The organism is Actinocorallia aurantiaca (assembly GCF_039533685.1).
In the GTDB taxonomy this organism is placed as follows: domain Bacteria; phylum Actinomycetota; class Actinomycetes; order Streptosporangiales; family Streptosporangiaceae; genus Actinocorallia; species Actinocorallia aurantiaca.
Window position 1 is genome coordinate 1 of the sequence record NZ_BAAATZ010000021.1, and the last position, 25669, is coordinate 25669.

Genomic DNA, 25669 nt, shown 5'->3' on the forward strand with positions numbered 1-25669 from the left:
GCCTTCCGGCGTTTCCCTCTCTGCGACTCTTCTAACTTAGCAGGCCTTTTGTCCCTGTCAAACCGGCTCTTTCGATCCGATTCTTTCTGGAAGACCTTTTGCAGTTCGTTTCGTGCCTTTCGGCATTTCTCTCGCTGCGACCCTTTTAACTTAGCAGTTCCGATTCAGTGGTTCGTACCGAACCGATCGGACTGTTGGGTCAGAGTGGGTTTCTCTTCCCTCGGGGCCGGCCGCTCTCGCGTCCCGCTCCCCCGTGGGGCAGGTAGAACATTACGACGGCCGGGGGGCAACGTCAAATCGGCGCTCCTGGAGCACTCGACGCCTGCTCAGACCGCTTCTGTACGAGATTGATGTCCCGGTTCTCCCTATGCCAAACCTTTTGTGACCTGGATCTCCGGGATGTTTGCCGGAACATGCGGAAGGCCCCTCCGGAGGAAACTCCGAAAGGGCCTTTGACCAGCAGATTCTTACCTCAGCCGGCGACGATGCTCCCGATGTTGCGCTTGCCGCGGCGCAGCACGAGAAAACGGCCGTGCAGCAGGTCGCCGGAGACGGGGACGGAGTCCTCCGCCTCCACCTTGGCGTTGTTGAGGTAGGCGCCGCCCTGGGTGATCGTGCGCCGGGCCTCGGACTTGCTCTTGCACAGACCCGCCGTCACCAGGAGGTCCGCGACGGACGGCAGTTCCCCGGCCGGCACGGTGCCCTGAGGGGCCTCCGCCAGCGCGGCGGCCAGGGTGCGCTCGTCCAGGGCGTCGAGGCCGCCCTGCCCGAACAGAGCGGCCGAGGCGGCGATCACCTTGTCCGTCTCGTCCGCGCCGTGGACGAGGGTCGTCAGCTCCTTCGCGAGGGCCTTCTGCCCGATGCGCGCGGCGGGCCGTTCCGCGGACTGCTTCTCCAGCTCCTCGATCTCCTCACGGCTCCGGAAGCTGAAGGTGCGCAGGAGCTTGCCGACCTCGCCGTCCTCGACGTTCACCCAGTACTGGAAGAACGCGTACGGGGACGTCAGCTCGGGATCCAGCCAGATCGCCCCGCCGGCGGTCTTGCCGTACTTGGTGCCGTCGGGTTTGGTGAGCAGCGGTGTCGCGATGGCGTGCACGTGGTGGCCGGTGGCCCTGCGGATGAGATCGGCGCCCGCGGTGAGGTTGCCCCACTGGTCGCTGCCGCCGCTCTGCAGGACGCAGTCGTAGCGGCGGTGCAGCTCCAGGAAGTCCATGCTCTGCAGGAGCTGGTAGGAGAACTCCGTGTACGACAGGCCGACCTCCAGCCGGGAGGCCACCACCTCGCGGGCCAGCATCTTGTTGACCGGGAAGTGCTTGCCGACGTCCCGCAGGAAGTCGATCACGGACATGGGCCCGGTCCAGTCGAGATTGTCGACCATCCGGGCGCCGTTCTCGCCCTCGAAGGACAGAAAGCGCGCCACCTGCTCCTGGATGCGCTTGACCCAGCCGGCGACGACCTCGGTGGAGTTGAGCTGGCGCTCGCTGGAGCGTCCGCTCGGGTCGCCGATCAGGCCGGTCGCGCCGCCCACCAGGGCCAGGGGCTTGTGCCCGGCGTCCTGGATGCGCCGCATGGTGAGCAGCTGGACGAGGTTGCCGACGTGCAGGCTGGGCGCGGTCGGGTCGAACCCGCAGTAATACGTGACGGGCCCCGCCGAGAGGGCCGCGCGCAGCGACTCCTCGTCGGTGGTCTGGGCCAGCAGGCCACGCCACTGCAGTTCGTCCACGATGTCGGTCACGGTCGTCCCACTTCTCGAAAGCTGATGACAACCCAAGGTTGCCCGATGAAACCCCGCCGGCGGTAATCGATATCGGCTCTTCCCGCGATCATCCGCGGCGTCGGGGCGTGTGCCTACGATAGGGCGACACGCTCGGTTCCCCCTCCGCCCAGAACCGCCAGGGCGTGTCATGGGCCGAGGAGACGCCGGTGCGCGGGCCCGAGCGCACCAGCCCGGCCGGTACGGGAGTGCCCGCGCTGATCGTCAGCTCCCCCGGGGCGCAGACGTCCGCCCCGTTGAGGGCCCGCTCGATTCCCAGGGCCTGGCACAGTCTCGCGGGCCCTCTGGCCAGGTCCCGGTCGGAGGAGCCGTTCCGCCGGATCCGGGCCTGCTCCGCCCCTTCGATGATCTCCCCGGCCCGCAGCAGGACCGCCGAGGCCGTCCCGTCCGGACCGCAGACCAGGTTCACGCAGAAGTGCATCCCGTAGGTGAAGTACACGTAGGCGTGCCCGGGTTCCCCGAACATGACCTCGTTGCGTGCGGTCCTGCCCCGGTAGCAGTGGGAGGCCGGGTCCTGCTCGCCCGCGTAGGCCTCCACCTCGGTGAGCCTGACGGCCACCGTCCCCTCGGGCGTCGTCCGGCTCAGGACGCGCCCCAGCAGGTCCGGCGCGACCTCCAGCACGGGACGGTCGAAGAACTCCCGGTCCATCGGGGTCCGCGCCCCGGCCGCGGTTCGCTCGGTCATCCGTCACTCCTCGCCGGAGAAGCGTTCCCACGCGGACTGGCGGGTGATGCCCAGCGCCGCTCCGATCCTGGCCCAGGTGACCCCCCGCCGGCGCAGTTCCCGCACCCACAGCCGCAGCTCGGCCTCGACCTGGTCGACGGCCGCCGAGATCCGTGGGATCCGGTCGAGCATCTGCTCGTCCGTCAGCGCCTCCCAGCCCGGGAACCCGGCCGCCGCGGGCCTCTCCCGGTACTCTTCGATGATCTTGTTGGCCAGGTCGACGCACTCGTCGCAGATGCGCACCCCCGGCCCGGAGACCAGCTTGCGCACCTGGTGCTCCGCCCGGTCGCAGAAGGAGCACCTGCCCGGCTCCTCCAGCGCGTCCAACGTCTCCATCACGCCCTTCCACACGTCAGGATGAACCTGACAGAGACTAAAACGTCAGGGAATTCCTGACAAGCGGACCCGGGAATCGGGAGACGGCGACGGATCCGCCGACACCGCCCTGGTCCCGCGCGCCACCGGGTCAGCAGGTGGAGTGGAACAGGCCCGCGACCGGACGGGTCTTCGTGAGCTCGTTGTACAGGGAGACGGCCTGCCTCGTCTCCGCGGTGTGGACCTCGATTCCGGCCTCCTCCAGGAGGCGGAGCGTCTCGGGCATCGTCTGGAGGCGCAGGTCCATGCCCCGGCTGAGCACCACGACGGTGGCGCCGCGGTCCAGGAGCTCGCCGATCTCCTCTGGGCGGATGCCCGGTTCGTGTCTCGTGCCGTGTTCGTTCCAGTCCCAGGCGCGGCCGCCGCCGGGAAAGAGCTTCCAGTCCTTGCCCGAGCCGAGGCTCTCGACGTCGATCCGGCCCCACGAGACGTGGGTGATGCGAGGGGAGGGCTTCACGGGCGGTCTCCTTGCGGCTGCTGAGGGAACACGGACGGGCCGGATCATAGGAGATCCGGCCCGTCTCGGGAAGGTCAGGACTCCGAGGCCCAGGAGGCCGCGGCGTCGGAGGAGGCGCGCAGGTTCTCGATCTGCTCCTGGACGCGCTCCGGGGCGGTGCCGCCGTGAGCCTTGCGGGAGGCGATGGCGCCGGGCACGTTGAGGACCTCGCGGACGTCCGGGGTGAGGTGCGGCGAGACCTTGGCCAGCTCCTCGTCGGTGAGGTCGCCGAAGTCCTTGTCGTTGACCTGGCACCAGACCACCAGGTGGCCGACGACCTCGTGGGCGTCGCGGAAGACCACGCCGCGGCGGACCAGCAGCTCGGCCAGGTCGGTGGCCAGCGCGAAGCCCTGCGGGGCCAGCTCCTCCATGCGCTCGGTGTTGACGCGCATGGTGGCGATCAGGCCGGACACGGCGGGCAGCACCAGCAGGAGGGTCTCGACGGCGTCGAAGGCACCCTCCTTGTCCTCCTGGAGGTCGCGGTTGTAGGTCAGCGGCAGGCCCTTGAGGGTGGTGAGCAGGCCGACGAGGGCGCCGATGATCCGGCCGGCCTTGCCGCGGGCCAGCTCGGCCACGTCGGGGTTCTTCTTCTGGGGCATGATCGACGACCCGGTGGCGTAGGTGTCGTCCATCTCGATCCAGCGGAACTCCTGGGAGGCCCACAGGCAGACCTCCTCGCCGAGGCGCGAGAGGTGCACACCCGTCAGCGCGGCGGCGAAGAGGAACTCGGCGACGAAGTCGCGGTCGCTGACGGCGTCCATGGAGTTGGCCGCGGCGGCGGTGAAGCCGAGCTCCTCGGCGACGGCCTGCGGGTCCAGCGGCAGGGAGGAGCCGGCCAGGGCGCCGGAGCCCAGCGGGGAGATCGCGGCGCGCTTGTCCCAGTCCTGGAAGCGCTCGATGTCGCGGCTGATGGCGTGGACGTGCGCCAGCAGCTGGTGGGAGAAGAGCACGGGCTGGGCGTGCTGCAGGTGGGTCATGCCGGGGCAGGCGACGCCCATGTTGGCCTCGGCCTGGCCGATCAGCGAGGTCTGCAGCTCCACCAGCCGGGAGACGATCCGGCGGACGTGGTCGCGCAGGTACAGGCGCAGGTCGGTGGCGACCTGGTCGTTGCGGGAGCGTCCGGCGCGGAGCTTGCCGCCCAGGGAGCCCAGGCGCTCCAGCAGGCCGCGCTCCAGCGCGGTGTGCACGTCCTCGTCGGCCACGGTGGGCCGGAACTCGCCGGACGCGCAGGCCTGCTCCAGGTCGTCGATGGCGTCCAGCATGCGGGTGAGCTCGTCGTCGTCCAGCAGGCCCGCGCGGTTGAGCACGCGGGCGTGGGCGCGCGACCCCATCAGGTCGTACGGCGCGAGCCGCCAGTCGAACTGGACGCTCACGGACAGGCGTGCCAGCGCGTCCGACGGCCCGCCTTCGAACCGTCCGCCCCACAACCGGGTCGGTGCCTTGCTCACAGTGATCCCAATCTCCGATATGTCAGTGGCAGCGGGCCGGTCAGGCATGGCCCGCGTCGAACACGGCCGCACCGCCCCGGAGCGGTACCCCGGGGCGGGGCCGTGGATCGTTCAGTGCGCGCCAGCGCACGTTCAGCCACAGGGTATAGCGCGCACCGTCAGGTGTGCGTGCGTCCTGTGGATCGTTCAGCGCGCCTCGGCGCACGTTCGGCCTTAGGTCCGGCGCCGCCAGGGGCGAGCGCCCTTCCTGTAGACCGTTCAGTGCGTCAGCGCACGTTCGGCCACAGGTCCGAGCGCACCGTCAGGCGCGCGTCCGTCCTGTGGATCGTTCAGGAGCCGTTCCGGCGGTCCCGCACAGCGGCGATCTTGCTCGGCAGGCTCCACAGGTCGACGAAGCCCTTGGCCAGGCTCTGGTCGAAGGTGTCGCCGGTGTCGTACGTGGCCAGATCGTAGTCGTACAGCGAGGAGCCGCTGCGGCGGCCGGTCACGACGGCGCGGCCGCCGTGCAGGGTGAGCCGCACGTCGCCGGTCACGTGCTGCTGGGCCTCGGCGATGAAGGACTCCAGCGCCGTCTTCAGCGGGGAGAACCACAGGCCGTCGTAGACGAGCTCGCCCCAGCGCTGGTCGACCGAACGCTTGAACCGGGCGAGGTCCCGCTCGACGGTGACGTTCTCCAGCTCCTGGTGGGCGGCGAGCAGCGCGATCGCGGCGGGGGCCTCGTAGACCTCGCGGGACTTGATGCCCACGAGGCGGTCCTCGACCATGTCGAGCCGGCCGACGCCCTGGGCGCCCGCGCGCTTGTTCAGCTCGTCGATGACCTGGAACGGGGTCAGCGCCCGCCCGTCGATCGCGGTGGGGACGCCGTTCTCGAAGGTGACGATCAGCTCGTCGGCCTCGCGCGGGGTCGCCGGGTCGGCGGTGTAGGCGTAGAGGTCCTCGATCGGCGCGTTCCAGATGTCCTCCAGGAAGCCCGTCTCCACGGCCCGGCCCCACAGGTTCTGGTCGATGGAGTAGGGGTTCTTGCCCGAGACCTCGATCGGCAGGCCCTTCTCCTCGGCGAAGGCGATGGCCTTGTCGCGGGTCCAGGCGTAGTCGCGGGCGGGGGCGACGCACTTGAGGTCGGGGTTGAGCGCCATCAGGCCGGCCTCGAACCGGACCTGGTCGTTGCCCTTGCCGGTGCAGCCGTGCGCGACGTACGTGCCGCCGAACCGGGCCGCCGCGGCGGCGAGGTGCTTGACGATCAGCGGCCGGGACAGCGCCGAGACCAGCGGGTAGCGGTCCATGTAGAGGGCGTTGGCCCGGATCGCGGGGAAGCAGAAGTCGCGGGCGAACTCCTCCTTGGCGTCCACGACGACGGACTCGACCGCGCCGCAGTCCAGGGCCCGCTGGCGGATCTGGCCCATGTCCTCGCCGCCCTGGCCGCAGTCGACGGCCACCGCGACGACCTCGGCGCCCATCTGCTCGGCGAGGAAGGGGATGGCGACCGAAGTGTCCAGGCCCCCGGAGTACGCCAGTACGACGCGCTCAGTCATATGTCTTCGTCCTTTTTCTCGTATCTGGAGTCGTTCAGGTCAAGGGGTGGGTTTCCGGGGCCCGGGGACCCCTGACTTCGTCGCTCGGTGAGCCGCAGCAGCCTCGCCGCGAGCTCCTCTCCGCCGAGCGGGTCGCGGGAGATGACCAGGATGGAGTCGTCTCCCGCGACGGTGCCGAGGATCTGCGGCCACTCGGCGTGGTCGATCGCCGAGGCCAGGTACTGGGCGGCGCCCGCGGGGGTGCGCACGATCACCAGGTTCGCGGAGGCCTCGGCCGAGACCAGCAGCTCCTGGGCCAGCCTGGCCAGCCTGGAGTCGAAGGTCTCGGCGGTGCCGGTGCGGGCCAGCTTGATCCGCTCGCCGCCCTCGCCGGGCACCGCGTAGATCAGGCTGCCGTCGTCGGCCCGCAGGCGGACCGCCCCGATCTCCACCAGATCGCGCGACAGGGTCGCCTGGGTGACCTCCATGCCCGCCTGGCGCAGCAGCCGGGCCAGTTCGCCCTGCGAGTGCACGTTGTGCCGGGACAGCAGTTCCAGCACCCGCGCCTGCCGGGCGGCCTTGGTCATCGGGGTAGTCACGGTTCTCTTATCTCTCCAGCAGCCAGGCCAGGAGCGCCTTCTGCGCGTGCAGCCGGTTCTCCGCCTCGTCCCAGACGACGCTGTGCGGGCCGTCCAGCACGGAGGCGGCGATCTCCTTGTCCCGGTAGGCGGGCAGGCAGTGCAGGACGGAGACGTCCGGCTTGGCCAGCGCCACCAGGTCCTCGGTCAGCGAGTACGGGACGTAGACCGAGAGGTCCTTGTCCTCCTGGCCCATGGACGCCCAGGTGTCGGTCGCCAGGACGTCCGCCCCCGCCGCCGCCTGCCGGGGGTCGGTGGTCACCTCGACCGAACCGCCGGTGGTCTTGGCGATCTCCTCCGCGCGGTGCCACACGTCGGGGTCCGGAAGGTACCCCTCGGGGGCGGCGATCCGCACGTGCATCCCGGCGGTCGCGCCGCCGAGCAGGTAGGAGTGCGCCATGTTGTTCGCCCCGTCGCCGAAGTAGGCGAGCGTGACTCCGTCCAGTCTACCCTTCGCCTCCTGGATCGTCTGAAGATCGGCGAGGATCTGGCAGGGGTGGAACTGGTCGGTGAGCGCGTTGACCACCGGCACGGACGAGGCGCCGGCCATCTCCTCGAGGCGCTCCTGGCCGAAGGTCCGCCAGACGATCGCCGCGCAGACCCGCTCCAGCACCCGGGCGGTGTCGGCGACGCTCTCGCCCCGGCCGAGCTGGCTGGACCCGGCGTCGACCACCAGCGGGTTGCCGCCGAGCTCGGCGACGCCCGCGGTGAAGGACACCCGGGTCCGGGTGGAGTGCTTGTCGAACAGGATCGCCACCGACTTCGGGCCCGCCAGGGGCTTGAAGCCGTAGCGGTCGGCCTTCATCCGGGCGGCCAGGGCCAGGACCTCGGCCTGCTCGGCCGGGGTCAGGTCGTCGTCGCGCAGGAAATGACGGGTCATGCGGCCACCTCGTCGAGGATCGCGGGGAGTGCGTCGAGGAAGCTCTGCGCCTCCTCGGCGGTGAGGGTCAGGGCGGGGGCGAGCCGGATCGCGTCGGGCTGGACGTTGTTGACCAGGAAACCGGCCTTCTGGGCGGCGTCGCGGAAGGCCGCGGCGACGGGCTCGGCCAGCACGATCGCCAGCCACAGGCCGCGGCCCCTGACCCCGGCGAGCATCGGGTGGTCCAGCGCCTCGATCCCGGCGGAGAGCTGTTCGCCGATCTTGACGGCGTGCTCCTTCAGCCCGTCGCGGTCGATGGTGTCCAGGACGGCCAGGGCCGCGGAGGACGACAGGGGGTTGCCGCCGAAGGTGCAGCCGTGGTCTCCGAGGGCGAAGATGTCGGCCGCCTCGCCGACGCCTATGCACGCGCCGATGGGGACTCCGCCGCCCAGGCCCTTGGCCAGGGTGATGATGTCGGGCCGGACGCCCTCGTGCTGATGGGCGAACCAGGTGCCGGTCCGGCCGATGCCGCTCTGGATCTCGTCCAGGACGAGCAGGGCGCCGGTGGCGTCGCAGACCTCGCGGGCCGCGCTCAGGTAGCCGTCGGGAGCGGGCACGACGCCCGCCTCGCCCTGGGCGGGTTCCAGGAACACCGCGGCGCAGTCGGAGGTGACGGCCGCGCGCAGCGCCTCGGCGTCGCCGTAGGGCACGAACCTGACGTCCGCGCCGTAGGGCTCGAACGGCGTGCGGATGGCCTGCTTGCCGGTGAGGGCCAGCGCGCCCATCGTCCGGCCGTGGAAGCCGTTCTCGGTGGCCACGAGGTACTTCGAGGCGCCCGCGTGCTTGCGGACCATCTTGAAGGCCGCCTCGTTGGCCTCGGTCCCGGAGTTGCAGAAGTACACCTTGCCGGGCAGGCCCAGCAGCTCCAGGAGCCGCGTGGCCAGCTTCACCTCAGGTTCGGTGGTCAGCAGCGGGGAGACGTGCGCGATCTTGGCGATCTGCCCGCTCACCGCCTCCACCAGCGCGGGGTGGGCGTGGCCGAGGGCCGAGACCGCGATCCCGGCGAACAGGTCGAGGTAGGCGTTGCCGTCCACGTCCCAGACGGTGCTGCCCTCGCCGCGGGCGAGCATCACCGGCGGCAGCGGGCGGTTGGGCATGAACGCGGCCCTGAAGTCGTCCTGCCAGCTCATGACGGCACCACCATCGTTCCGACCCCTTCATCGGTGAAGACTTCCAGCAGCAGCGAGTGCGGCACGCGCCCGTCCAGGACGTGGGCCTGCGGCACCCCGTTGCTGACCGCGTGCAGGCAGGCGCCCATCTTGGGCACCATGCCCGAGGACAGGCCCGGCATGAGCTCCTCCAGCTCGGCGGCGGTGAGCTCGCGGATGACCTCGTCGCTGTTCGGCCAGTCGGCGTACAGGCCCTCGACGTCCGTGAGGACGATCAGCTTGGCCGCGCCCAGCTCCGAGGCGAGCGCCGCGGCGGCGGTGTCGGCGTTGACGTTGAAGATCTCGCCGTTCTCGCCGCGCGCGACACTGGAGATCACCGGGATGCGGCCGTCGGAGATGAGGCTGTGCACCGCGCCGGCGTCGACCTTGACGATCTCGCCGACCTGGCCGATGTCCACCGGCTCGCCGTCCACGATCGCGTGCAGCTTCCGCGCGGTGAACAGGTGGGCGTCCTCGCCGGACATGCCGACCGCGTACGGGCCGTGGGAGTTGATCAGCCCGACGACCTCGCGGTTGACCTGGCCGGTGAGCACCATGCGCACCACGTCCATCGCCTCGGGCGTGGTGACCCGCAGCCCGGCGGTGAAGTGCGACTCGATGCCGAACTTCTCGAGCGCGGCGTTGATCTGCGGGCCGCCGCCGTGCACGACCACCGGGCGCAGCCCGGCCAGCCGGAGGAAGACGATGTCGTTGGCGAAGGACTCGCGCAGGTGGTCCTCGGTCATGGCGTTGCCGCCGTACTTGATCACGATGATCGCGTCGTGGAACCGCTCGAGCCAGGGCAGCGCCTCGATCAGCACGGCCGCCTTGTCCATCGCGCTGCGCCGGTTCACGAGCTGTACTCCGAGTTCTCCCGGACGTACTCCACGGTCAGGTCGGTCGTCCAGACCGTCGCGGAGTGCTTGCCGGCCGACAGGTCCACGGTGATGGAGACGTCGCGGGGCCGCAGGTCGACCTTGTCGCGGTCCTCGCCCACCGAGCCGTTGCGGCAGACCCAGATGCCGTTGATCGCCACGTTGAGCCGGTCGGGCTCGAAGACCGCGTCGGTGGTGCCGACCGCCGACAGGACCCGGCCCCAGTTGGGGTCCTCGCCGGTGATCGCGCACTTCAGCAGGTTGTTGCGGGCGATGGACTTGCCGACCGTGACGGCGTCGGCGACGCTGTCGGCCCCGACGACCTCGATCGTGATCGCCTTGGAGGCGCCCTCGGCGTCCACCAGCAGCTGGCGGGTCAGGTCGAGGCAGACCTCGGTGAGCAGGGCGGTGAAGGCCTCCTCCTCGGGGACGACGCCGGTGGCGCCGCTGGCCATGAGCAGGACGGTGTCGTTGGTGGACATGCAGCCGTCGGCGTCGAGGCGATCGAAGGAGACGGAGGTCGCGGCGCGCAGCGCCCGGTCGAGCGTCCCGGCGGGCAGGTCGGCGTCGGTGGTCAGCACGACCAGCATGGTGGCCAGGGAGGGCGCGAGCATGCCGGCGCCCTTGGCCATGCCGCCGATCATGTAGCCGCCCTCGCCCCGCCGGAAGGAGATCTTGGCGACGCTGTCGGTGGTGCGGATGGCGTCCGCGGCGCTCATGCCCCCGTCGCGGGTCAGCTCGGCGGCGGCGGTCTCCACCCCGGCCAGCAGCTCGTCCATCGGCAGCCGCAGGCCGATCAGGCCGGTGGAGCACACCGCGATCTCGCCGGCGGACTCCTCCAGCACCTCGGCGACCTTCTCCGCGGTGGCGTGGGTGTCCTGGAACCCCGGGGAGCCGGTGCAGGCGTTGGCGCCGCCGGAGTTGAGAACGACCGCGCGCACCCGGCCGCCGGAGACCACCTGCTCGCTCCACAGCACCGGGGCCGCCTTCACCCTGTTGGCGGTGAACACCGCCGCGGCCGCGCGCGAGGGCCCGTCGTTGACGACCAGCGCCAGGTCTCGGTTGCCGTTGTCCTTGATGCCCGCTGCTATGCCGGAGGCCCGGAAGCCCAGTGGTGCGGTGACGCTCATGTGCCCTCTTCTCTGCGACGGGAGGTGTCAGGGTGCGACGGCGAGTGTGCTCAGGCCCAGGTCCTCGGGCATGCCCAGGGCCAGGTTGGCCGACTGGACCGCCCCGCCCGCGGTGCCCTTGGTGAGGTTGTCGATGGCGGCCACGACCACGACGCGCCCCGACCGCTCGTCCAGGGAGACCTGCATGAGCGCGGTGTTCGCGCCGAGCGTCATGGCGGTGGACGGCCACATCCCCTCGGGGAGGACGTCCACGAAGGGCTCGGCGTCGTAGGCGGCGAGGTAGGCCTCCCGCAGCGCGGCGTAGGTGACTCCCGGCTTGGCCTTGGCGGTGCAGGTGGCCAGGATGCCGCGGCTCATGGGGGCGAGGGTGGGGGTGAAGGAGACGGTGACGGGCTCGCCCGCGGCGGCCGTCAGGTTCTGGGTGATCTCCGGGGTGTGGCGGTGCGCGCCGCCGACGCCGTAGGCCGACATCGCGCCCATGACCTCGCTGCCCAGCAGGTTGGTCTTGGGCGCCTTGCCCGCGCCCGAGGTCCCGGAGGCCGCGACGATCACCACGTCGGGTTCGGCGAGCCCGGCGGTGAAGGCCGGGACGAGCGCCAGGGAGGAGACGGTGGGATAGCAGCCGGGCACCGCGATCCGCTTGGTCCCGATCAGGGCTTCCCGGTGGCCGGGCAGCTCCGGCAGGCCGTAGGGCCAGGTTCCGGCGTGCGGGGTGCCGTAGAAGTGCTCCCACTCGGCGGCGTCGGCGAGCCGGTAGTCGGCGCCGCAGTCGACGATCAGGACGTCCTCGCCCAGTTCGGCGGCGAGCGGTCCCGAGGCGCCGTGCGGGAGGGCGAGGAACACCACGTCATGACCGGCGAGGGTCTGCGGGGTAGTCTCGGTCAGGACGCGGTCGGCCAGGGAGCGGAGGTGGGGCTGGAGGGTTCCGAGGACTGCTCCGGCGTTGCTCCCCGCGGTCAGCGTTCCGATCTCGAAGCCGGGGTGACCGGCCAGAATGCGCAGCAGCTCTCCGCCGGCGTAACCGCTCGCGCCCGCCACCGCCACCCGGTAACCCATGTCTCTCCTCCGCTCGACGTAAGAAAAAGTATGCATCCAATCGGATGAGTATTCAAGTTCGATCTCGGAACGCCCCGCGACGGGAGCGTGGGAGGATTCGGACGACCCGTGCAACCTTTCGGTCCCGGCGGGTGTCTTTGGAGGGGAGGGACGTGATGCGGGGCGCCAATGGCCAGTTCGAGGAGTTCGTGGCCAACAGGTTCCCGGCGCTCTTCCGCTACGCGTACGTCCTCACCGGCAACCAGCACGACGCCGAGGACCTCGTCCAGGAGGCGCTCACCCGCACGGGTGTGGCCTGGGGGCGGATCCGGCGCAAGGACGATCCGGAGGGCTATGTACGCACCACGATGGCGCGCATCATGGCCAACCGCTGGCGAAGGCCCCGGCTGGAGCACCTGGTCGAGGGCGTGCCCGAACACGCGGCCGACGACCCGGGCCTGCAGCGGGTCCACGAGGTGGACGGGCTGGACACGGCCCTGGCCGCGCTGCCGCCCCGGATGAGGGCGGTGCTCGTTCTGCGCTACTTCGAACAGCTGAGCGAGGAAGAGACCGCGCGGGTGCTGGGATGCTCCCGCGGAACGGTGAAAAGTCAGGCCTCCCGGGCGTTGGCCAAGCTCCGCGCCAGCATGCTCCCCCTGGAGGCCGAGCAGTCACTGATGGAGGACCGACGTGGAAGATCTTGAGCGGCTCGTCGCCGGCAGGCTGCGCGCTCTCGACGATGCGGCGCCCTCCCCCGAACTGCGCGAACGCCTCCTGACACGGGTGAACCACCAGGTGAAGGCGCGCCGAAGGCGCCGCCGGATCACCCGGTCCGCGGCGGGCCTCTCGCTGGCGGTCGCCGCCGCGGTCGTGACGCCGCTGGCCCTGGACTCCGGCGATCCCTCCACCGCCGACCCGTCCATCGCCGCCGGGTTCCCCGAGCCGCCGCCGCCCCACGAGCACGGCTCCGCGGCCCCCTCCTCCGGCCCGGACGGCAGGCCCTCCGGGTCCACCCGGCCGGGGACGGCCGGCGGCGTCGCCCGCGACCTGCCCAGCGGCAAGGTCCTCAACGCCTTCGGGATCACCTCCGACGGGGCGGTCCTGGGCACCGGCGTCGGGCCCCGGGGCCGCAGCGACGGGGTGCTGTGGCGGGCCGACGTGAGCGGCCTCCTGTCCGTACCCGCCCCGATCGCCGAGCCCGAGGGCCTGTACGCGGCCTCTGGCAGCAGGAACATGACGGTCTGGGCCGAGCGCAGGGGCGGCTCCTACGAGCTGATGTGCCGGTCCGGCGAGGACGAGCCCGTCCAGCTCGGCTCCGGCGGGGTCGCCCGGCGCGGCGGCGGCGCCGCCTTCCACGCCGACCACGACGTGGCCGTCTGGACCGACAAGGCCGAGCGCACCGTCTGGACCGCGCACGGCTGCGACGACGAGCCCGCGCCCCTCACCCTCGGGTACGCCGCGGGCTTCTCCTACCCCTACGCCTACGTGCTGTCCACCGACGGCGGAGGGCGGCCCACCGGCAGGCTCCAGCGCGTCCAGGTCGAGACCGGCGCCCGGGAGACCCGGAAGCTGCCCGACGAGCACCTGGCCAAGGACGCGCTCTACGCGGCGGGGGCCGGCGCCTTCTCCGTCGCCCGCGGCCGGACGCTCACCGTCTACGACGCCGGGACCTGGCAGGCCCGCGAGGTCTCCGAACCGCTCCCCCCGGGCGCCGAGGCGTCCCTGACCGCCGGGGACGGGCTGGTCGTCTACTCCGCCCGCGGCGGGGACGCCGAGAAGTCCCTCGTCTACGAGACCGGCAGCGGGCAGGCGCGCGTCCGCGACGGCGAGGCCTACGCCAAGGGCGAGTGGCTGCTCACCCGGGACGACGAGGCCTACCGGCTGACCAGCTCGCCCTGACCGGGGCACCCGAGAGTCCGAGAACTCGAGAACGAAGAGGCCCGCACACCGGCGTGTGCGGGCCTCTTCGTTCTGAACGGTGTCCGGATCAGCCCCGCAGGGACGCCCCGGTGAGCTCCGCCGCCCGGGCCACGGCCGCGTCACGGGCCGCGGTGGCCTCCTCGGCCTTCAGCGTGCGGTCCGAGGCGCGGAAACGCAGCGCGTAGGCCAGGGACTTGCGCCCCTCCCCCACCTGGTCGCCGGTGAAGACGTCGAACAGCCGCAGGGACTCCAGCAGCTCGCCCGCGCCCTCGCGCAGCGCCGCCTCGACCTCGGCGGACGGCACGGACTCCTCGACGATCAGCGCCACGTCCTGCGTCGCCACCGGGTAGGTGGACACGTGCGGCGCAACGGGGTTGTGCGCGGCGTCCAGCCTGTCCAGCTCCAGCTCCACCGCGGCGGTGCGCGGCGGCAGCCCGTAGGCCTGCAGCACCCGCGGGTGCAGCTCACCGGCGTGGCCGATCAGGACGCCGTCCACGTGGAGGGCTGCGCAGCGGCCCGGGTGCCAGGGGGCGTGCCGGTCGGCGCTGACGCGCACCTCGGCCCCCGCCTCGGCGGCGATCCGCCGGGCCGCCTCGATCGCCTCCTGCCAGCCGGCCTGACGGCCCCCGCCCCACCAGCCGGAGCGCTCGGACTCGCCGGTCAGCAGCACCGCGACGCGCTGCGGCTGGTCCGGCAGGGCCGCCTCGACGGCGGCGAGCTGCTCGGCGGTCGGCGCCCGGTCCACCGGGTAGGACGGGACCTTCCCCGCCCCCTCCTTGAGCCGGAAGACCAGGCCGACCTCGAACAGCGCCAGGTCCGTCTGGCCCCGGCCGAGGTTGCGGGCCGCGGTGCGCAGCAGGCCGGGCAGCAGCGTGGTGCGCAGCAGCGGCTCGTCCTCCGACAGCGGGTTGGCCAGGCGCAGGGCCCGGCGCCTGGCGTCGTCGGCGGGCAGCTGGAGGGACTCCCAGTCCTTGTCCGAGACGAACGGGTAGCTGAGCGTCTCGGTGTGGCCGGTGGCCGCCAGCATCCGGCCGACCCGGCGGCGCAGCCGCTGGCGCTGGGTCAGGCCGCGGCCCGCGGACGGACGCGGCGCCCTCTCGGGAATCGCGTCGTAGCCCTCGAGCCGGATGACCTCCTCGGCCAGGTCGTTGGGGTCGGTGAGGTCGGGGCGCCACGAGGCGGGCGTCACCGTGAGCACCTCGTCGCCCTCGATGGCGCAGCCGACCTGCTCCAGCCGCCGCACGACGGTCTCGCGGGAGTACTCCACGCCCGCGACCCGGGAGGGGTGGGAGGCCGGGATCGTGATCGTCGCCGGCTCGGCCGGGGACTCCACGACCGTCGCGCCCGGCACGATCTCGGCGCCGCCGAGCTCGGCCAGCAGCCGGACCGCGCGCAGCGAGGCGCGCAGCGGCAGGTCCCGGTCCACTCCCCGCTCGAAGCGGTAGGAGGCCTCGCTGTGCAGCCTGTGCCTGCGGACCGTCCGGGCGACGGCGATCGGGTCGAAGTGCGCGGCCTCGATCACCAGCTCGGTGCTGGCGCCGTCGATCTCGGTGTGCAGGCCGCCCATCGCGCCGGCGATGGAGATCGGCCCCGACTCGTCGGTGATCAGCAGGTCCTCGGGGTCGAGGACGCGCTTGACGTGGTCGAGGGTCTCCAGGCCCTCCCCCGCCTTCGCGCGGCGGACGGAGACCGTCCCGGTGAGCTTGGTCGCGTCGAAGGCGTGCAGGGGCTGGCCCAGCTCCAGCATCAGGTAGTTGGTGATGTCGACGGCCAGCGAGACCGGGCGCACCCCGGCCCGGTACAGGCGGGTCCGCATCCACAGCGGCGAGGAGGCCGCCGGGTCGAGGCCCCGCACCCGCCGCAGGACGAACCTGTCGCAGCCGGACGGGTCCTCGACCGCGGCCGGGTAGGACGGGCCCTCGTCGACGAGCTCTGTGATCTCGGTGTACGCCGGGTCGCTGAACTCCACGCCGTAGGCGATGGCGGCCTCTCGCGCCACGCCCCGGATCGACAGGCAGTAGCCCCGGTCCGGGGTGACGGCGATGTCCAGGACGTCGTCGCGCAGGCCCAGCAGCTCGACCGCGTCCAGGCCCACCTCGGTGTCCGGCGGCATGATCAGGATGCCGCTGTGGTCGTCGCCGATGCCCAGCTCGCTCAGCGAGCAGATCATGCCCTCCGACAGCTTGCCGTAGGTCTTGCGGGCGCCGACGGCGAAGCCGCCCGGCAGCACCGCGCCCGGCAGGACGACCACCACGACGTCGCCGACGGCGAAGTTGCGCGCGCCGCAGATGAGGTTCTGCGGGGTGTCGTTGCCGACGTCGACCTGGCACCAGCGGATCGGCTTCTTGAAGTCGGTGAGCTCCTCGATCTCCAGCACCCGGCCGGTGACGATCGGCCCGGTGATGTCGGCGGTCTCGACCGTCTCGACCTCCAGGCCCGCCGCGATCAGCTCGGCGGCCAGCTCGCGGCCGGTCACCTCGGGGGGCAGCGCCGCGTACTCGCGCAGCCACGAAAGCGGGGCCCGCATCAGATCTCCATCCCGAACGGGAGGGCGAACCGCACGTCGCCCTCGACCATGTCATGCATGTCCTCGACCCCGTGCCGGAACATCAGGGTCCGCTCGACGCCCAGGCCGAACGCCCAGCCGCTGTAGCGCTCGGTGTCCACGCCGACCGCCCGCAGCACCCGCGGGTTGACCATGCCGCAGCCGCCGATCTCGATCCAGCCCTCCGAGGAGCAGGTGCGGCACGGCCGGTCGGGGTCGCCGACGGACTCCCCGTGGCAGACGAAGCACTGCATGTCCACCTCGGCGGACGGCTCCGTGAACGGGAAGAACGACGGGCGCAGCCGGACCGGCAGCGGGTCGCCGAACAGGCCGTTGACGAACGCGGCGATCGCTCCCTTCAGGTCGGCCATGGTCAGGCCCTCGTCCACCGCCAGGCCCTCCAGCTGGTGGAAGACCGGGCTGTGGGTGGCGTCCAGCTCGTCGGTGCGGAACGTCTTGCCCGGGGCGACGACGTACACCGGCAGCTCGCGCGACAGCAGCGCCCGCACCTGCACCGGGGAGGTGTGGGTGCGCAGGACCATCCCGGAGTCCTCGGACTCGACGAAGAAGGTGTCCTGCATGGCGCGCGCCGGGTGGTCCGGCGGGAAGTTCAGCGCGTCGAAGTTGAACCACTCGGCCTCGATCTCGGGGCCCTCGGCGATCTCGAAGCCCATCGAGACGAACACGTCGGCCATCCGCTCGGCCATCGTGGTCAGCGGGTGCCGCGCCCCGGGCAGCGCCCGGTCCCACGGCAGCGTGACGTCCACGGTCTCCTCGACCAGGACCCGGGCGTCGCGCTCGGCCTCCAGCTCCTCCTGCCGGGCCTTCAGCGCCTGGTTGACGGCGCCTCGGGCGGCCCCGACCCGCTTTCCCGCGTCGGCCTTGGCGTGCGGCGGGAGCGCGCCGATCTCCCGGTTGGCCAGCGCCAGCGGGGATCTGTCCCCCGCGTGGGCGAGCCGCGTCTCCTTCAGCTCCTCCAGCGACGAGGCCGCCCTGATCGCTGCCAGGGCCTCCTCACGATGCCGATCGAGCGCCTCGGGCGCCAGCGCCGCGACCTCGACGGGGTCGTACGACTTGTTGGGTGCAGACATGATCAGACTCCTAGCGGGATTACCCGCAGAGTTTAGTGGTTGGCCGGTCGGCGGCCGTTCCTCCGCCACGGCGGGGCTCCGCGCCGGAGCCCGCGGAGAGGCGGCTCCAGGACGGCCTGAGAACCTGAGGGCACTGCGAAACTGCTGGAACGGCCCGCCGGGGGTCCTACGCGTAGGACGGGGTGCCGGCGGGCAGGGTAAATCGGAACTCGGCGCCGCCGCCGGGGGCCTGCTGCACGGTGATCGCGCCGCCGTGGGCCTCCACGAGGCCCTTCACGATGTAGAGGCCCAGGCCGGTGCCCCTGCGGCGGTTGCCCCGCCAGAACTGGCGGAAGACGCGGTTGGCGGCCTCGGGGGGAATGCCTTCGCCCTCGTCGCGTACCGACACGACGGCTCCCTCCCTTCCGGTGTCCGGCTCCACCACGATCGTGACAGTACCGGCGCCGTGACGCACGGCGTTTTCCACCAAGTTACCCAGGATCTGGGCGATCTTGTCGGGATCCAGCCACAACTCCGGCAGCGGTCCGCGCACGTCCAGGCGGAAGCGGTCCTCGGGATCCCCGGAGGCGACGCGGCCCGCGATCGTCCGGCGCGCCTGGCCTGCCAGGTCCACCGGCTGGCGGCGCATCTCCAGGCGGCCCGCCTCGATCCGGGAGACGTCCAGCAGCTCGGTGATCAGCCGGGTGACCCGGTCCGCGTCTGCGTTGACCGTCTCCAGCATGACGAGCTTCTGGTCGTCGTTGAAGCGGTGCCACTTGGACAGCAGCGTCGCGGTGAAGCCCTTCACGCTGGTCAGGGGCGAGCGCAGCTCGTGGGCGACGGTGGAGACCAGGTCGGCGCGCTGGCGCTCCTGGCGCATCCTGGCCTCGGCGTCGCGCAGCGCCATGTGGAAGCCCCGGACCCGGTGCCGCGGGTCGCGCTGGTAGGACGCCGTCACCAGCACCTCGCGGCCGCTCGGCAGGAACAGGCTCCGCTCGGGGTGACGGGTGCGGGTGCACAGGCCGCCGTACGGGTCCGTGCACTTCCACCAGTCCCGCCCGTCGGCGTCGTGCAGCGGCAGGACGTCCCGGGCGTCCTGGCCCAGGACCTGCTCGCGGCGCAGGCCGGTGAGGCGTTCGGCCATCCGGTTGAAGGAGACCACCCTGCCCTCGGCGTCGGCGATCAGCAGCCCGTCGGGCAGGAGATCGGGCAGTTCGTCTCCGTAGGCGGGCGCGCTTCGGGGTTCGGGCACGAGCGTGCCCGGTTCCGCGCCCTGCCCGTCCGCGTTCAATGGCGAGGCCCCTTCCCCAACGGCCTGAGGACACAGCCTAGCGTCAGGAAAGGGGACCTTGGGAGCGCGAAACCCCTTACGGGTAAGGGAATAGCGGCCTTTCTCCCGGGTCGTTCGAAACTAACGGCCGAGCGAGTGCGGACCCGCCTGCGCGACCGCGTCCTCGACCCGCTCGCACAGCGGGAAACGGCGGTCGAGACCGGTGATCTGGAACAGCCGGCGCTGCGCCGGACGCACCCCCGCCAGCCAGACGCCTCCCCCGTCGGCCCGCATCCGGTTGGCCAGTGCCACCAGCGCGTTGAGCCCGGAGGCATCGCAGAAGAGGACTTGCTCGAAGTCGATGACGATCGACTCGAAACCCGCTTCGACGACCGCCGTGAGGTGGTCGCGGAGCGTCATCGCGGACCGGAGATCGATCTCCCCGGCCACGGTCACCACGGCGGTGTCGCCGTGCAGGCCCGCCAACTCGACACGCAGATCCCCCGCGTCCGCCGCCTCCTGGCAGCGGATCGGGCCGGTGCGCATCGGCTCGGACCTCGATCGGCGGAGCATGTACTCCCTTTCTTCGGGCGGCATGGCACGCCCGCCCCTCAACCGGAGGGGACGGGCTCGGGCCTCGTCCGGAACGCTGAGAACGCTACAGAACACCGCGAACGTCTGGGAACGTCGGAACGGCTGACGTTGGAACTCTGGAACACCGAAAGGATGGAACGTTGGAACACGGCCATCTTCCCAGCAGCGGAGATCAAGACGCTGCAGGCCACATGTCCTGAAACGGTCAGGGAAAAGAGGCAACCCTCGATTCCTGACTGCGTGGTAAAGACTTATCTGACCGTTCTGTGAGCGCGCGCCGAGGCATAGAGGCACACGGCCGCGGCGGTCGCCAGATTGAGGCTTTCCGCTTTTCCGTGAATGGGCACCCTGACCACGTCGTCGGCGAGCGCCCGCACCTCCTCGGGCAGGCCCCAGGCCTCGTTGCCGAACACCCAGGCCGTCGGACGGCTCAGCGCGCCGTCGTCGGCCAGGTCGTCCAGGGTGTGCTTCCCCGCGCCGTCCGCGGCCAGCACCGTCAGGCCGGCGTCCTTGAGCGCGGGGATCAGCGTGTCGTAGCGGGGGCCGGTCACCACCGGAAGGTGGAAGAGGCTGCCGGCCGAGGCGCGGACGCACTTGCCGTTGTAGGGGTCCACGGACGCGTCGGTGAAGACCACCGCGTCGGCGCCGGCGGCGTCGGAGGCGCGCAGCACCGTCCCCGCGTTCCCGGGGTCGCGTACGTGGGACAGGACCGTCACCAGCCTGGGAACTCCGCCGGGGGCGCCGAGAGCGGTCTCCAGGGTGACGTCGAGGAAGGCGCAGACCGCCAGCAGCCCCTGGGGGGTCACGGTCTGGGCCAGCTCGGCCATGACCTCGCCGCTCACCCGCAGCACCGGTACGCCCGCCTTCTCGGCCATGGCGATCAGCTCGGCGTGCCGGACGGCGGCTTCGGCCGTGGTGTACAGCTCCGCCAGCCCTCCTTCGAGGGCCAGCGCCTCCCGGACGGCCTGCGGCCCCTCCGCGAGGAACCGCCGGTCCTGCTGCCGGAAGGACCTCTTGGCGAGCCTGCGAGCGGACTTCACCCGCGGGGAGCGGATACTGGTCAGCTCGAGGCCCGCCATCTGCCGCGCCCTCAGGCCTTGGCCGGCTCGGTCGGGAGCGCCTTCTTGGCGACCTCGACCAGCGTCGCGAAGGCGGCGGCGTCGTTCACCGCGAGCTCGGCCAGCATGCGCCGGTCGACCTCGACCTCGGCGGCCTTGAGACCCTGGATGAACCGGTTGTAGGTCATGCCGTTGAGGCGGACGGCGGCGTTGATGCGCTGGATCCACAGCCGGCGGAACTGGCCCTTGCGGTCCTTGCGGTCCCGGAAGGCGTACGTCATCGAGTGGAGCTGCTGCTCCTTGGCCTTGCGGTACAGGCGGGACCGCTGGCCGCGGTAGCCGCTCGAGCGCTCCAGAACGACCCGACGCTTCTTGGCGGCGTTTACCGCCCGCTTCACGCGTGCCACGTCTCACAACTCCTTCGTGGGGGCCGGGGCTCTTTCAACCCTCCGGCCGGTCGTACTTGTCGGTCGGACGACTACTACTTGCGCAGCAGCTTCTTGATCATGGGGGTGTCCGCGGCGGAGACCACCGCGTTGCCGTCCAGGCGGCGGGTGCGCTTGGTCGGCTTGTGCTCCAGCAGGTGGTTCTTGTTGGCGCGGCGTCGCACCACCTTGCCGGAGCCGGTCAGCTTGAAGCGCTTCTTGGCACCACTGTGGGTCTTGGTCTTCGGCATGGCGGCCGTCTCCTCTTCATCTGGGCGTGGCTGACCGGGCGTGCGGGGAATGCACGCCTGGGTCAGCGACAGGTGCGTACATCCTGAACCGGGTCCCCCCGCCTCGAGGGGACCCGGTTCAGGCGGGTCTCACTCGGAGCGGGGCTCCTCGGCGGCCGGCGCTTCGTCGACCTGGGCCTCCGCGACCGGGGCCTCGTCGGCCACGGCCTCGTCGACCGGGGCCTCGTCCTCGGCCTGCTCGCCACGCGAAGCCGCGTTGCGCTGGGCCCGTGCCTCGGCCAGTTCGGCCTTGGCCTCGGCCTTCTTCTTGTGCGGCCCGATCACCATGATCATGTTCCGGCCGTCCTGCTTGGCGTTCGACTCCACGAAGCCGAGCTCGCTGACGTCCTGGGCGAGCCGCTGCAGCAGCCGGTAGCCGAGCTCCGGCCGGGACTGCTCGCGACCGCGGAACATGATCGTCACCTTGACCTTGTCCCCGCCCTTGAGGAACCGCACCACGTGACCCTTCTTGGTCTCGTAGTCGTGCGGGTCGATCTTCGGGCGGAGCTTGATCTCCTTGATGATCGTGTGCGCCTGGTTGCGCCGCGCCTCACGCGCCTTCATCGCGGACTCGTACTTGAACTTGCCGTAGTCCATGAGCTTGGCCACGGGAGGCCGCGCGGTGGGCGCGACTTCGACCAGGTCGAGGTCGGACTCACGGGCAAGATCGAGCGCCTTGGCGATGGGGACGATGCCCACCTGCTCGCCATTGGGCCCGACGAGCCGGACTTCCGGCACGCGAATTCGGTCGTTGATGCGCGGTTCGGTGAAACGCGTTTCGGCGCTGATGGGACCTCCCTGGGGCCTTTCATGTCCGTCGGACCTGTCGTACCCGGACTCCCAGACGAAGAAAGCCCCGCACGACGCGCATGCGAGGCCACCACCGGTCAGCCCTCGCGGGTACACCTTCAAAGGTATCCCCTGCACAGGGCTGCTCGACATCCCGAGGATGCCGGACCGGGACCCGCCGGTCCGAAGGCCGGTCAGGTGGGAGCTGGCTCCACTTGCGCGCCTGGGGCTCAGTTACGCCCCAGGCCGGTCAGACATCGAGTGTATCAGCTTGGACAAGCCACTCTGTACCAACGGCTTGCCTGAAGCCGTTGGCACGAAAGCTCAGCGGCGCTTGTTGCGGTCCTTGCGCTTCTCCCGGATCTTCATGGTCACCGAGATGGGGCTGCCCTCGAAGCCGAACTCCTCGCGGATGCGGCGTTCGATGAAGCGGCGGTAGCCGGGCTCGAGGAAGCCGCTGGTGAAGAGGACGAACTTCGGAGGACGGACACTGGCCTGGGTGGCGAACAGGACGCGGGGCTGCTTTCCGCCGCGGATCGGGTGGGGGTGGGAGGAGACCAGGTCGGTGAAGAACTGGTTGAGCTTGCCGGTGGGGACGCGGTGGCCCCAGCTCTCCAGGGCGGTGTCGATCGCGGGGACCAGCTTCTCGACATGGCGGCCGGTCTTGGCGGAGATGTTGACCCGGGGTGCCCAGCGGGCGCCGACGAGCTGGCGTTCGATCTCCCGGTCGAGGTAGAAGCGGCGCTCCTCGTCCACCAGGTCCCACTTGTTGTAGGCCAGGACCAGGGCGCGGCCCGCCTCGATCACGTTGTTGACGATGCGCAGGTCCTGCTCGGCCAGGGACTCGCTGGCGTCCACCAGGACGACGGCGACCTCCGAGCGCTCCAGCGCGGACTGGGTGCGCAGGATGGCGTAGAAGTCGGCGCCCTGGTTCTCCCGGTGGCGCTTGCGGATGCCGGCGGTGTCGATGAACCGCCAGGTCCTGCCGCCGAGATCGATCAGCTCGTCCACCGGGTCGCGGGTGGTGCCCGCCACGGAGTCGACGACGGCGCGGTTCTCCTTGGCCAGCTTGTTCAGCAGGCTGGACTTGCCGACGTTGGGACGGCCCATGAGGGCCACGCGGCGCGGGCCGCCGGGGGCCTCGCCGATCCGCTCGCGGGGGGCGGGCTCGGGCAGCGTCTCCAGCACCCGGTCCAGGAGGTCTCCGCTGGAGCGGCCGTGCAGCGCCGAGACCGGGAGCGGCTCGCCGATGCCCAGGCTCCACAGCGCGGTGGCCTCCAGCTCGGCCCGGGGGTCGTCGGCCTTGTTGGCGGCCAGGACCACCGGCTTCTTGGACCTGCGGAGGATCTCCACGACGGCCTCGTCGACGTCGGTCGCCCCGACGGTGGCGTCCACCACGAACAGCACCACGTCGGCCAGCTCGACCGCGAGCTTCGCCTGCTCGGCGATGGCCGCGGCCAGGCCGCGCGACTCGGGAAGCCAGCCGCCGGTGTCCACGACGGTGAACTCGCGGCCGTTCCAGGAGGCCGGGTAGGACACCCGGTCGCGGGTCACGCCGGGCACGTCCTCGACCACGGCCTCACGCCGGCCGATGATCCGGTTGACCAGGGTCGACTTGCCGACGTTGGGGCGGCCGACGACCGCCACCAGCGGCAGTCGCGCCGGCTCGGCGGCCTCGGCCTCCTCGTCGTGGAACTCGTACTCCGCGGGGTCGAAGTCGTCCGGGTCGAACGTCTCGAACTCTTCCTCGGTCGCGAAGTCGTCTCGCTGTGTCATGCTCTCGTCCGTTCTCTGGTGCGTCCCGTCCGCACCGGAGGACGGATCAACCGGTGCTGACGCGCTCTTTTACCAGCCGCACGACGGTGTCGATCACCTCGTCGAGCCCCAGCTCGGTCGAGTCGATCTCCACGGCGTCGTCGGCCTTGGTCAAGGGGGAGGCGGTGCGGGTGGAGTCCAGCTTGTCCCGCCGGGCCTGGTCGGCCAGGGTGGCCTCGACCGAGACGGCGGGATCGGCGATCTCCTTGGCCCGGCGCAGGGCCCTGGCCTCCTCGCTGGCGGTGAGGAAGACCTTGACGGGCGCCTCCGGCGCGACCACGGTGCCGATGTCGCGGCCCTCGGCCACGATGCTCCCATCGGCCATGATGTCACGCTGCAGCGCCACCAGGACCTGCCGGACCTCGGGGACCCGGCTGACCGCGCTGACCGCGGCGGTCACCGCCCGGCTCCGGATCGGGCCGGAGACGTCCAGGTCCCCGACGGCGATGCCCGGCGCGTCCGGGTCGGTGCTCACCTGGATGCGCACCTCGCCCGCACGGGCCGCGACGGCCGCCGCGTCCTCGACGTCGACGCCCTGTTCCAGCATCCACCAGGTGATGGCCCGGTACATGGCGCCGGTGTCCAGATAACGGTACCCGAGAGCGCGGGCCACTCCCTTGGCCGCGCTCGACTTTCCGGAACCGGACGGGCCGTCCATGGCGATGATCAGAGTCATGTCTCTCGACTTTCAGGGAATTTCAGGAAAGAACCGGAACGGACCAGCCGCGGTCGCGCAGCGCGGCGGTGAGGGTCTCGGCGGCCTCGGGCCGGACCGAGAGCTCGGCCACACCCACCGGGAGGCCCGGCGAGTGCTCGATCGAGACGTCCTCGATGTTGACCCCGGCGTGGCCCGCCGCCTCGAAGATCCGGGCGAGTTCACCGGGGCTGTCGGGGATGACCACCTGCACGTGCGCGTACCGCGGGGGGCGGCCGCCGTGCTTGCCCGGGATCCGGGCGCGGCCGGTGTTGCCCCGGGACAGCAGGTCCCCGACCTTCTGCGTGATCACTTCGGCGACGTCGGAGCGGGCCGTGGAGGAGGCCCGCAGCATCGCCGCGGCCAGCGCCAGGTCACCCGCGACCGCGTCGAGCACCTCGGCGACCGGCACGGCGTTCGCGGTGAGGATGTCCACCCACAGGCCCGGGTCGCTGGCCGCGATCCGGGTGACGTCGCGGACGCCCTGCCCGGCCAGGTCGAGCGCCACCTGGGGGGCGTTCTCCAGCCGGGCCGCGACCGCCGCGGCCACCACGTGGGGGCCGTGGGAGACCAGCGCGACGGCCTGGTCGTGCTCGACCGGGTCGACCCGGTGCACCTCGGCCCCGCAGGCCCGCACCAGCGCGGCGACCGTCTCGACCGCCTCCTCGCCGGAGGCCTCGGTGGGGCACAGCGCCCAGGGGCGGCCGAGGAAGAGGTCCGCGCGGGCGGCGGTGGGGCCGGAGCGCTCCCGCCCCGCCAGCGGGTGGCCGGGCACGTAGCCGCGCAGGTCGCAGCCGAGGTCCATCGCGTCCAGGACGGGACGGGCCTTCACGCTGGCCACGTCGGTGTAGAACCTGGCCAGACCGCGCTTCTGCGCCTCCAGCAGGGTGCGGCCCACCGCGGCCGGGGGGACCGCCAGGACCGCCACGTCGACCGGTTCGCCCGGCTCGTCGGGAAGCGCGATGCCCGCGCCGAGTTCGATCGCCAGCGCCAGCGTGGCGGGGTCGCGATCGCTCAGCAGCACCTCGGTGCCCCGCTCGCGCAGGGCGAGCGCCACGGAGGTGCCGATGAGGCCGGCGCCGACCACGGCGACGCACGGGATTTCCGTCACGGGAGGACCTTACCG

The 25669-nt window shown here is 71.5% G+C and carries 24 protein-coding genes and 1 pseudogene; 2 read left to right on the forward strand and 23 right to left on the reverse strand.

Annotated elements, in window-relative coordinates; translation table 11 throughout:
- Positions 1–472 precede the first annotated feature (472 nt).
- The 12 genes and pseudogenes from tyrS to argC form a co-directional block, all read right to left on the reverse strand.
- The gene (gene tyrS, locus ABD327_RS24205) at positions 473–1735 is read right to left on the reverse strand and encodes a tyrosine--tRNA ligase (RefSeq protein WP_344452982.1); all 1263 of its coding nucleotides are present in this window, start codon (positions 1733–1735) and stop codon (positions 473–475) included.
- A gap of 88 nt (positions 1736–1823) precedes the next feature.
- Positions 1824–2459, reverse strand: a complete 636-nt coding sequence (locus ABD327_RS24210; protein ID WP_344452983.1) for a DNA-3-methyladenine glycosylase — start codon at positions 2457–2459, stop codon at positions 1824–1826.
- A gap of 231 nt (positions 2460–2690) precedes the next feature.
- Positions 2691–2834: pseudogene (locus ABD327_RS24215) on the reverse strand (ClpX C4-type zinc finger protein); the annotation flags it as partial.
- 130 nt (positions 2835–2964) lie between these two features.
- Positions 2965–3330, reverse strand: a complete 366-nt coding sequence (locus ABD327_RS24220; RefSeq protein ID WP_344452984.1) for an Mth938-like domain-containing protein — start codon at positions 3328–3330, stop codon at positions 2965–2967.
- Positions 3331–3404: 74 nt separating this feature from the next.
- The gene (gene argH / locus ABD327_RS24225) at positions 3405–4817 is read right to left on the reverse strand and encodes an argininosuccinate lyase (protein ID WP_344452985.1); all 1413 of its coding nucleotides are present in this window, start codon (positions 4815–4817) and stop codon (positions 3405–3407) included.
- 329 nt (positions 4818–5146) lie between these two features.
- Positions 5147–6349, reverse strand: a complete 1203-nt coding sequence (locus ABD327_RS24230; RefSeq protein ID WP_344452986.1) for an argininosuccinate synthase — start codon at positions 6347–6349, stop codon at positions 5147–5149.
- Positions 6346–6927 (reverse strand): arginine repressor, encoded by a 582-nt coding sequence (locus tag ABD327_RS24235; protein WP_344452988.1) that lies wholly within the window; start codon positions 6925–6927, stop codon positions 6346–6348. The genes ABD327_RS24230 and ABD327_RS24235 overlap by 4 nt, the downstream gene beginning before the upstream one ends.
- A gap of 7 nt (positions 6928–6934) precedes the next feature.
- The gene (gene argF / locus ABD327_RS24240) at positions 6935–7846 is read right to left on the reverse strand and encodes an ornithine carbamoyltransferase (protein ID WP_344452989.1); all 912 of its coding nucleotides are present in this window, start codon (positions 7844–7846) and stop codon (positions 6935–6937) included.
- A complete protein-coding gene (locus ABD327_RS24245) occupies positions 7843–9015 on the reverse strand; it encodes an acetylornithine transaminase (RefSeq protein ID WP_344452991.1) in 1173 nt (390 codons plus the stop codon). Before ABD327_RS24245 ends, argF begins: the two co-directional genes overlap by 4 nt.
- A complete protein-coding gene (gene argB, locus ABD327_RS24250) occupies positions 9012–9869 on the reverse strand; it encodes an acetylglutamate kinase (RefSeq protein ID WP_344453533.1) in 858 nt (285 codons plus the stop codon). Before argB ends, ABD327_RS24245 begins: the two co-directional genes overlap by 4 nt.
- Positions 9870–9883: 14 nt before the next feature.
- A complete protein-coding gene (gene argJ / locus ABD327_RS24255) occupies positions 9884–11038 on the reverse strand; it encodes a bifunctional glutamate N-acetyltransferase/amino-acid acetyltransferase ArgJ (RefSeq protein WP_344452992.1) in 1155 nt (384 codons plus the stop codon).
- Positions 11039–11065: 27 nt separating this feature from the next.
- Positions 11066–12094, reverse strand: a complete 1029-nt coding sequence (gene argC / locus ABD327_RS24260) for an N-acetyl-gamma-glutamyl-phosphate reductase (protein WP_344452994.1) — start codon at positions 12092–12094, stop codon at positions 11066–11068.
- Between the two features lie 155 nt (positions 12095–12249).
- Here argC and ABD327_RS24265 point away from each other — a divergent pair, with 155 nt between their 5' ends.
- Positions 12250–12777 (forward strand): SigE family RNA polymerase sigma factor, encoded by a 528-nt coding sequence (locus tag ABD327_RS24265; protein ID WP_344452995.1) that lies wholly within the window; start codon positions 12250–12252, stop codon positions 12775–12777.
- Entirely contained in the window at positions 12764–13972 is a 1209-nt protein-coding gene (locus ABD327_RS24270) for a hypothetical protein (protein WP_344452996.1), read from the forward strand. Before ABD327_RS24265 ends, ABD327_RS24270 begins: the two co-directional genes overlap by 14 nt.
- Positions 13973–14060: 88 nt before the next feature.
- Here ABD327_RS24270 and pheT read toward each other — a convergent pair whose 3' ends face one another.
- From pheT to ABD327_RS24325, 11 genes are all read right to left on the reverse strand, one after another.
- Positions 14061–16520, reverse strand: a complete 2460-nt coding sequence (gene pheT, locus ABD327_RS24275; RefSeq protein WP_344452997.1) for a phenylalanine--tRNA ligase subunit beta — start codon at positions 16518–16520, stop codon at positions 14061–14063.
- Positions 16520–17629: a phenylalanine--tRNA ligase subunit alpha gene (pheS, locus tag ABD327_RS24280; protein ID WP_344452998.1), complete on the reverse strand. Its 1110-nt coding sequence runs from the start codon at positions 17627–17629 to the stop codon at positions 16520–16522. The genes pheT and pheS overlap by 1 nt, the downstream gene beginning before the upstream one ends.
- 166 nt (positions 17630–17795) lie before the next feature.
- The gene (locus ABD327_RS24285; RefSeq protein WP_344453535.1) at positions 17796–18860 is read right to left on the reverse strand and encodes a sensor histidine kinase; all 1065 of its coding nucleotides are present in this window, start codon (positions 18858–18860) and stop codon (positions 17796–17798) included.
- 159 nt (positions 18861–19019) lie between these two features.
- A complete protein-coding gene (locus ABD327_RS24290; protein ID WP_344452999.1) occupies positions 19020–19475 on the reverse strand; it encodes an STAS domain-containing protein in 456 nt (151 codons plus the stop codon).
- Between the two features lie 248 nt (positions 19476–19723).
- Positions 19724–20551 (reverse strand): TrmH family RNA methyltransferase, encoded by an 828-nt coding sequence (locus ABD327_RS24295; protein WP_344453001.1) that lies wholly within the window; start codon positions 20549–20551, stop codon positions 19724–19726.
- 11 nt (positions 20552–20562) lie between these two features.
- On the reverse strand, positions 20563–20937 hold the full coding sequence (gene rplT / locus ABD327_RS24300; protein ID WP_344453003.1) for a 50S ribosomal protein L20: 375 nt from the start codon (positions 20935–20937) through the stop codon (positions 20563–20565).
- A gap of 74 nt (positions 20938–21011) precedes the next feature.
- Positions 21012–21206, reverse strand: coding sequence for a 50S ribosomal protein L35 (gene rpmI / locus ABD327_RS24305; protein ID WP_106398591.1), 195 nt, complete (start codon positions 21204–21206; stop codon positions 21012–21014).
- 129 nt (positions 21207–21335) lie between these two features.
- Positions 21336–22034, reverse strand: a complete 699-nt coding sequence (gene infC / locus ABD327_RS24310; RefSeq protein WP_344453537.1) for a translation initiation factor IF-3 — start codon at positions 22032–22034, stop codon at positions 21336–21338.
- Between the two features lie 324 nt (positions 22035–22358).
- On the reverse strand, positions 22359–23810 hold the full coding sequence (gene der, locus ABD327_RS24315) for a ribosome biogenesis GTPase Der (protein ID WP_344453004.1): 1452 nt from the start codon (positions 23808–23810) through the stop codon (positions 22359–22361).
- Between the two features lie 46 nt (positions 23811–23856).
- Positions 23857–24525 carry a (d)CMP kinase gene (gene cmk / locus ABD327_RS24320; RefSeq protein ID WP_344453005.1) on the reverse strand — a complete coding sequence of 223 codons (669 nt, stop codon included), beginning with the start codon at positions 24523–24525 and terminating at the stop codon, positions 23857–23859.
- Positions 24526–24547: 22 nt separating this feature from the next.
- Positions 24548–25654, reverse strand: coding sequence for a prephenate dehydrogenase (locus ABD327_RS24325; RefSeq protein ID WP_344453006.1), 1107 nt, complete (start codon positions 25652–25654; stop codon positions 24548–24550).
- Positions 25655–25669 lie beyond the last annotated feature (15 nt).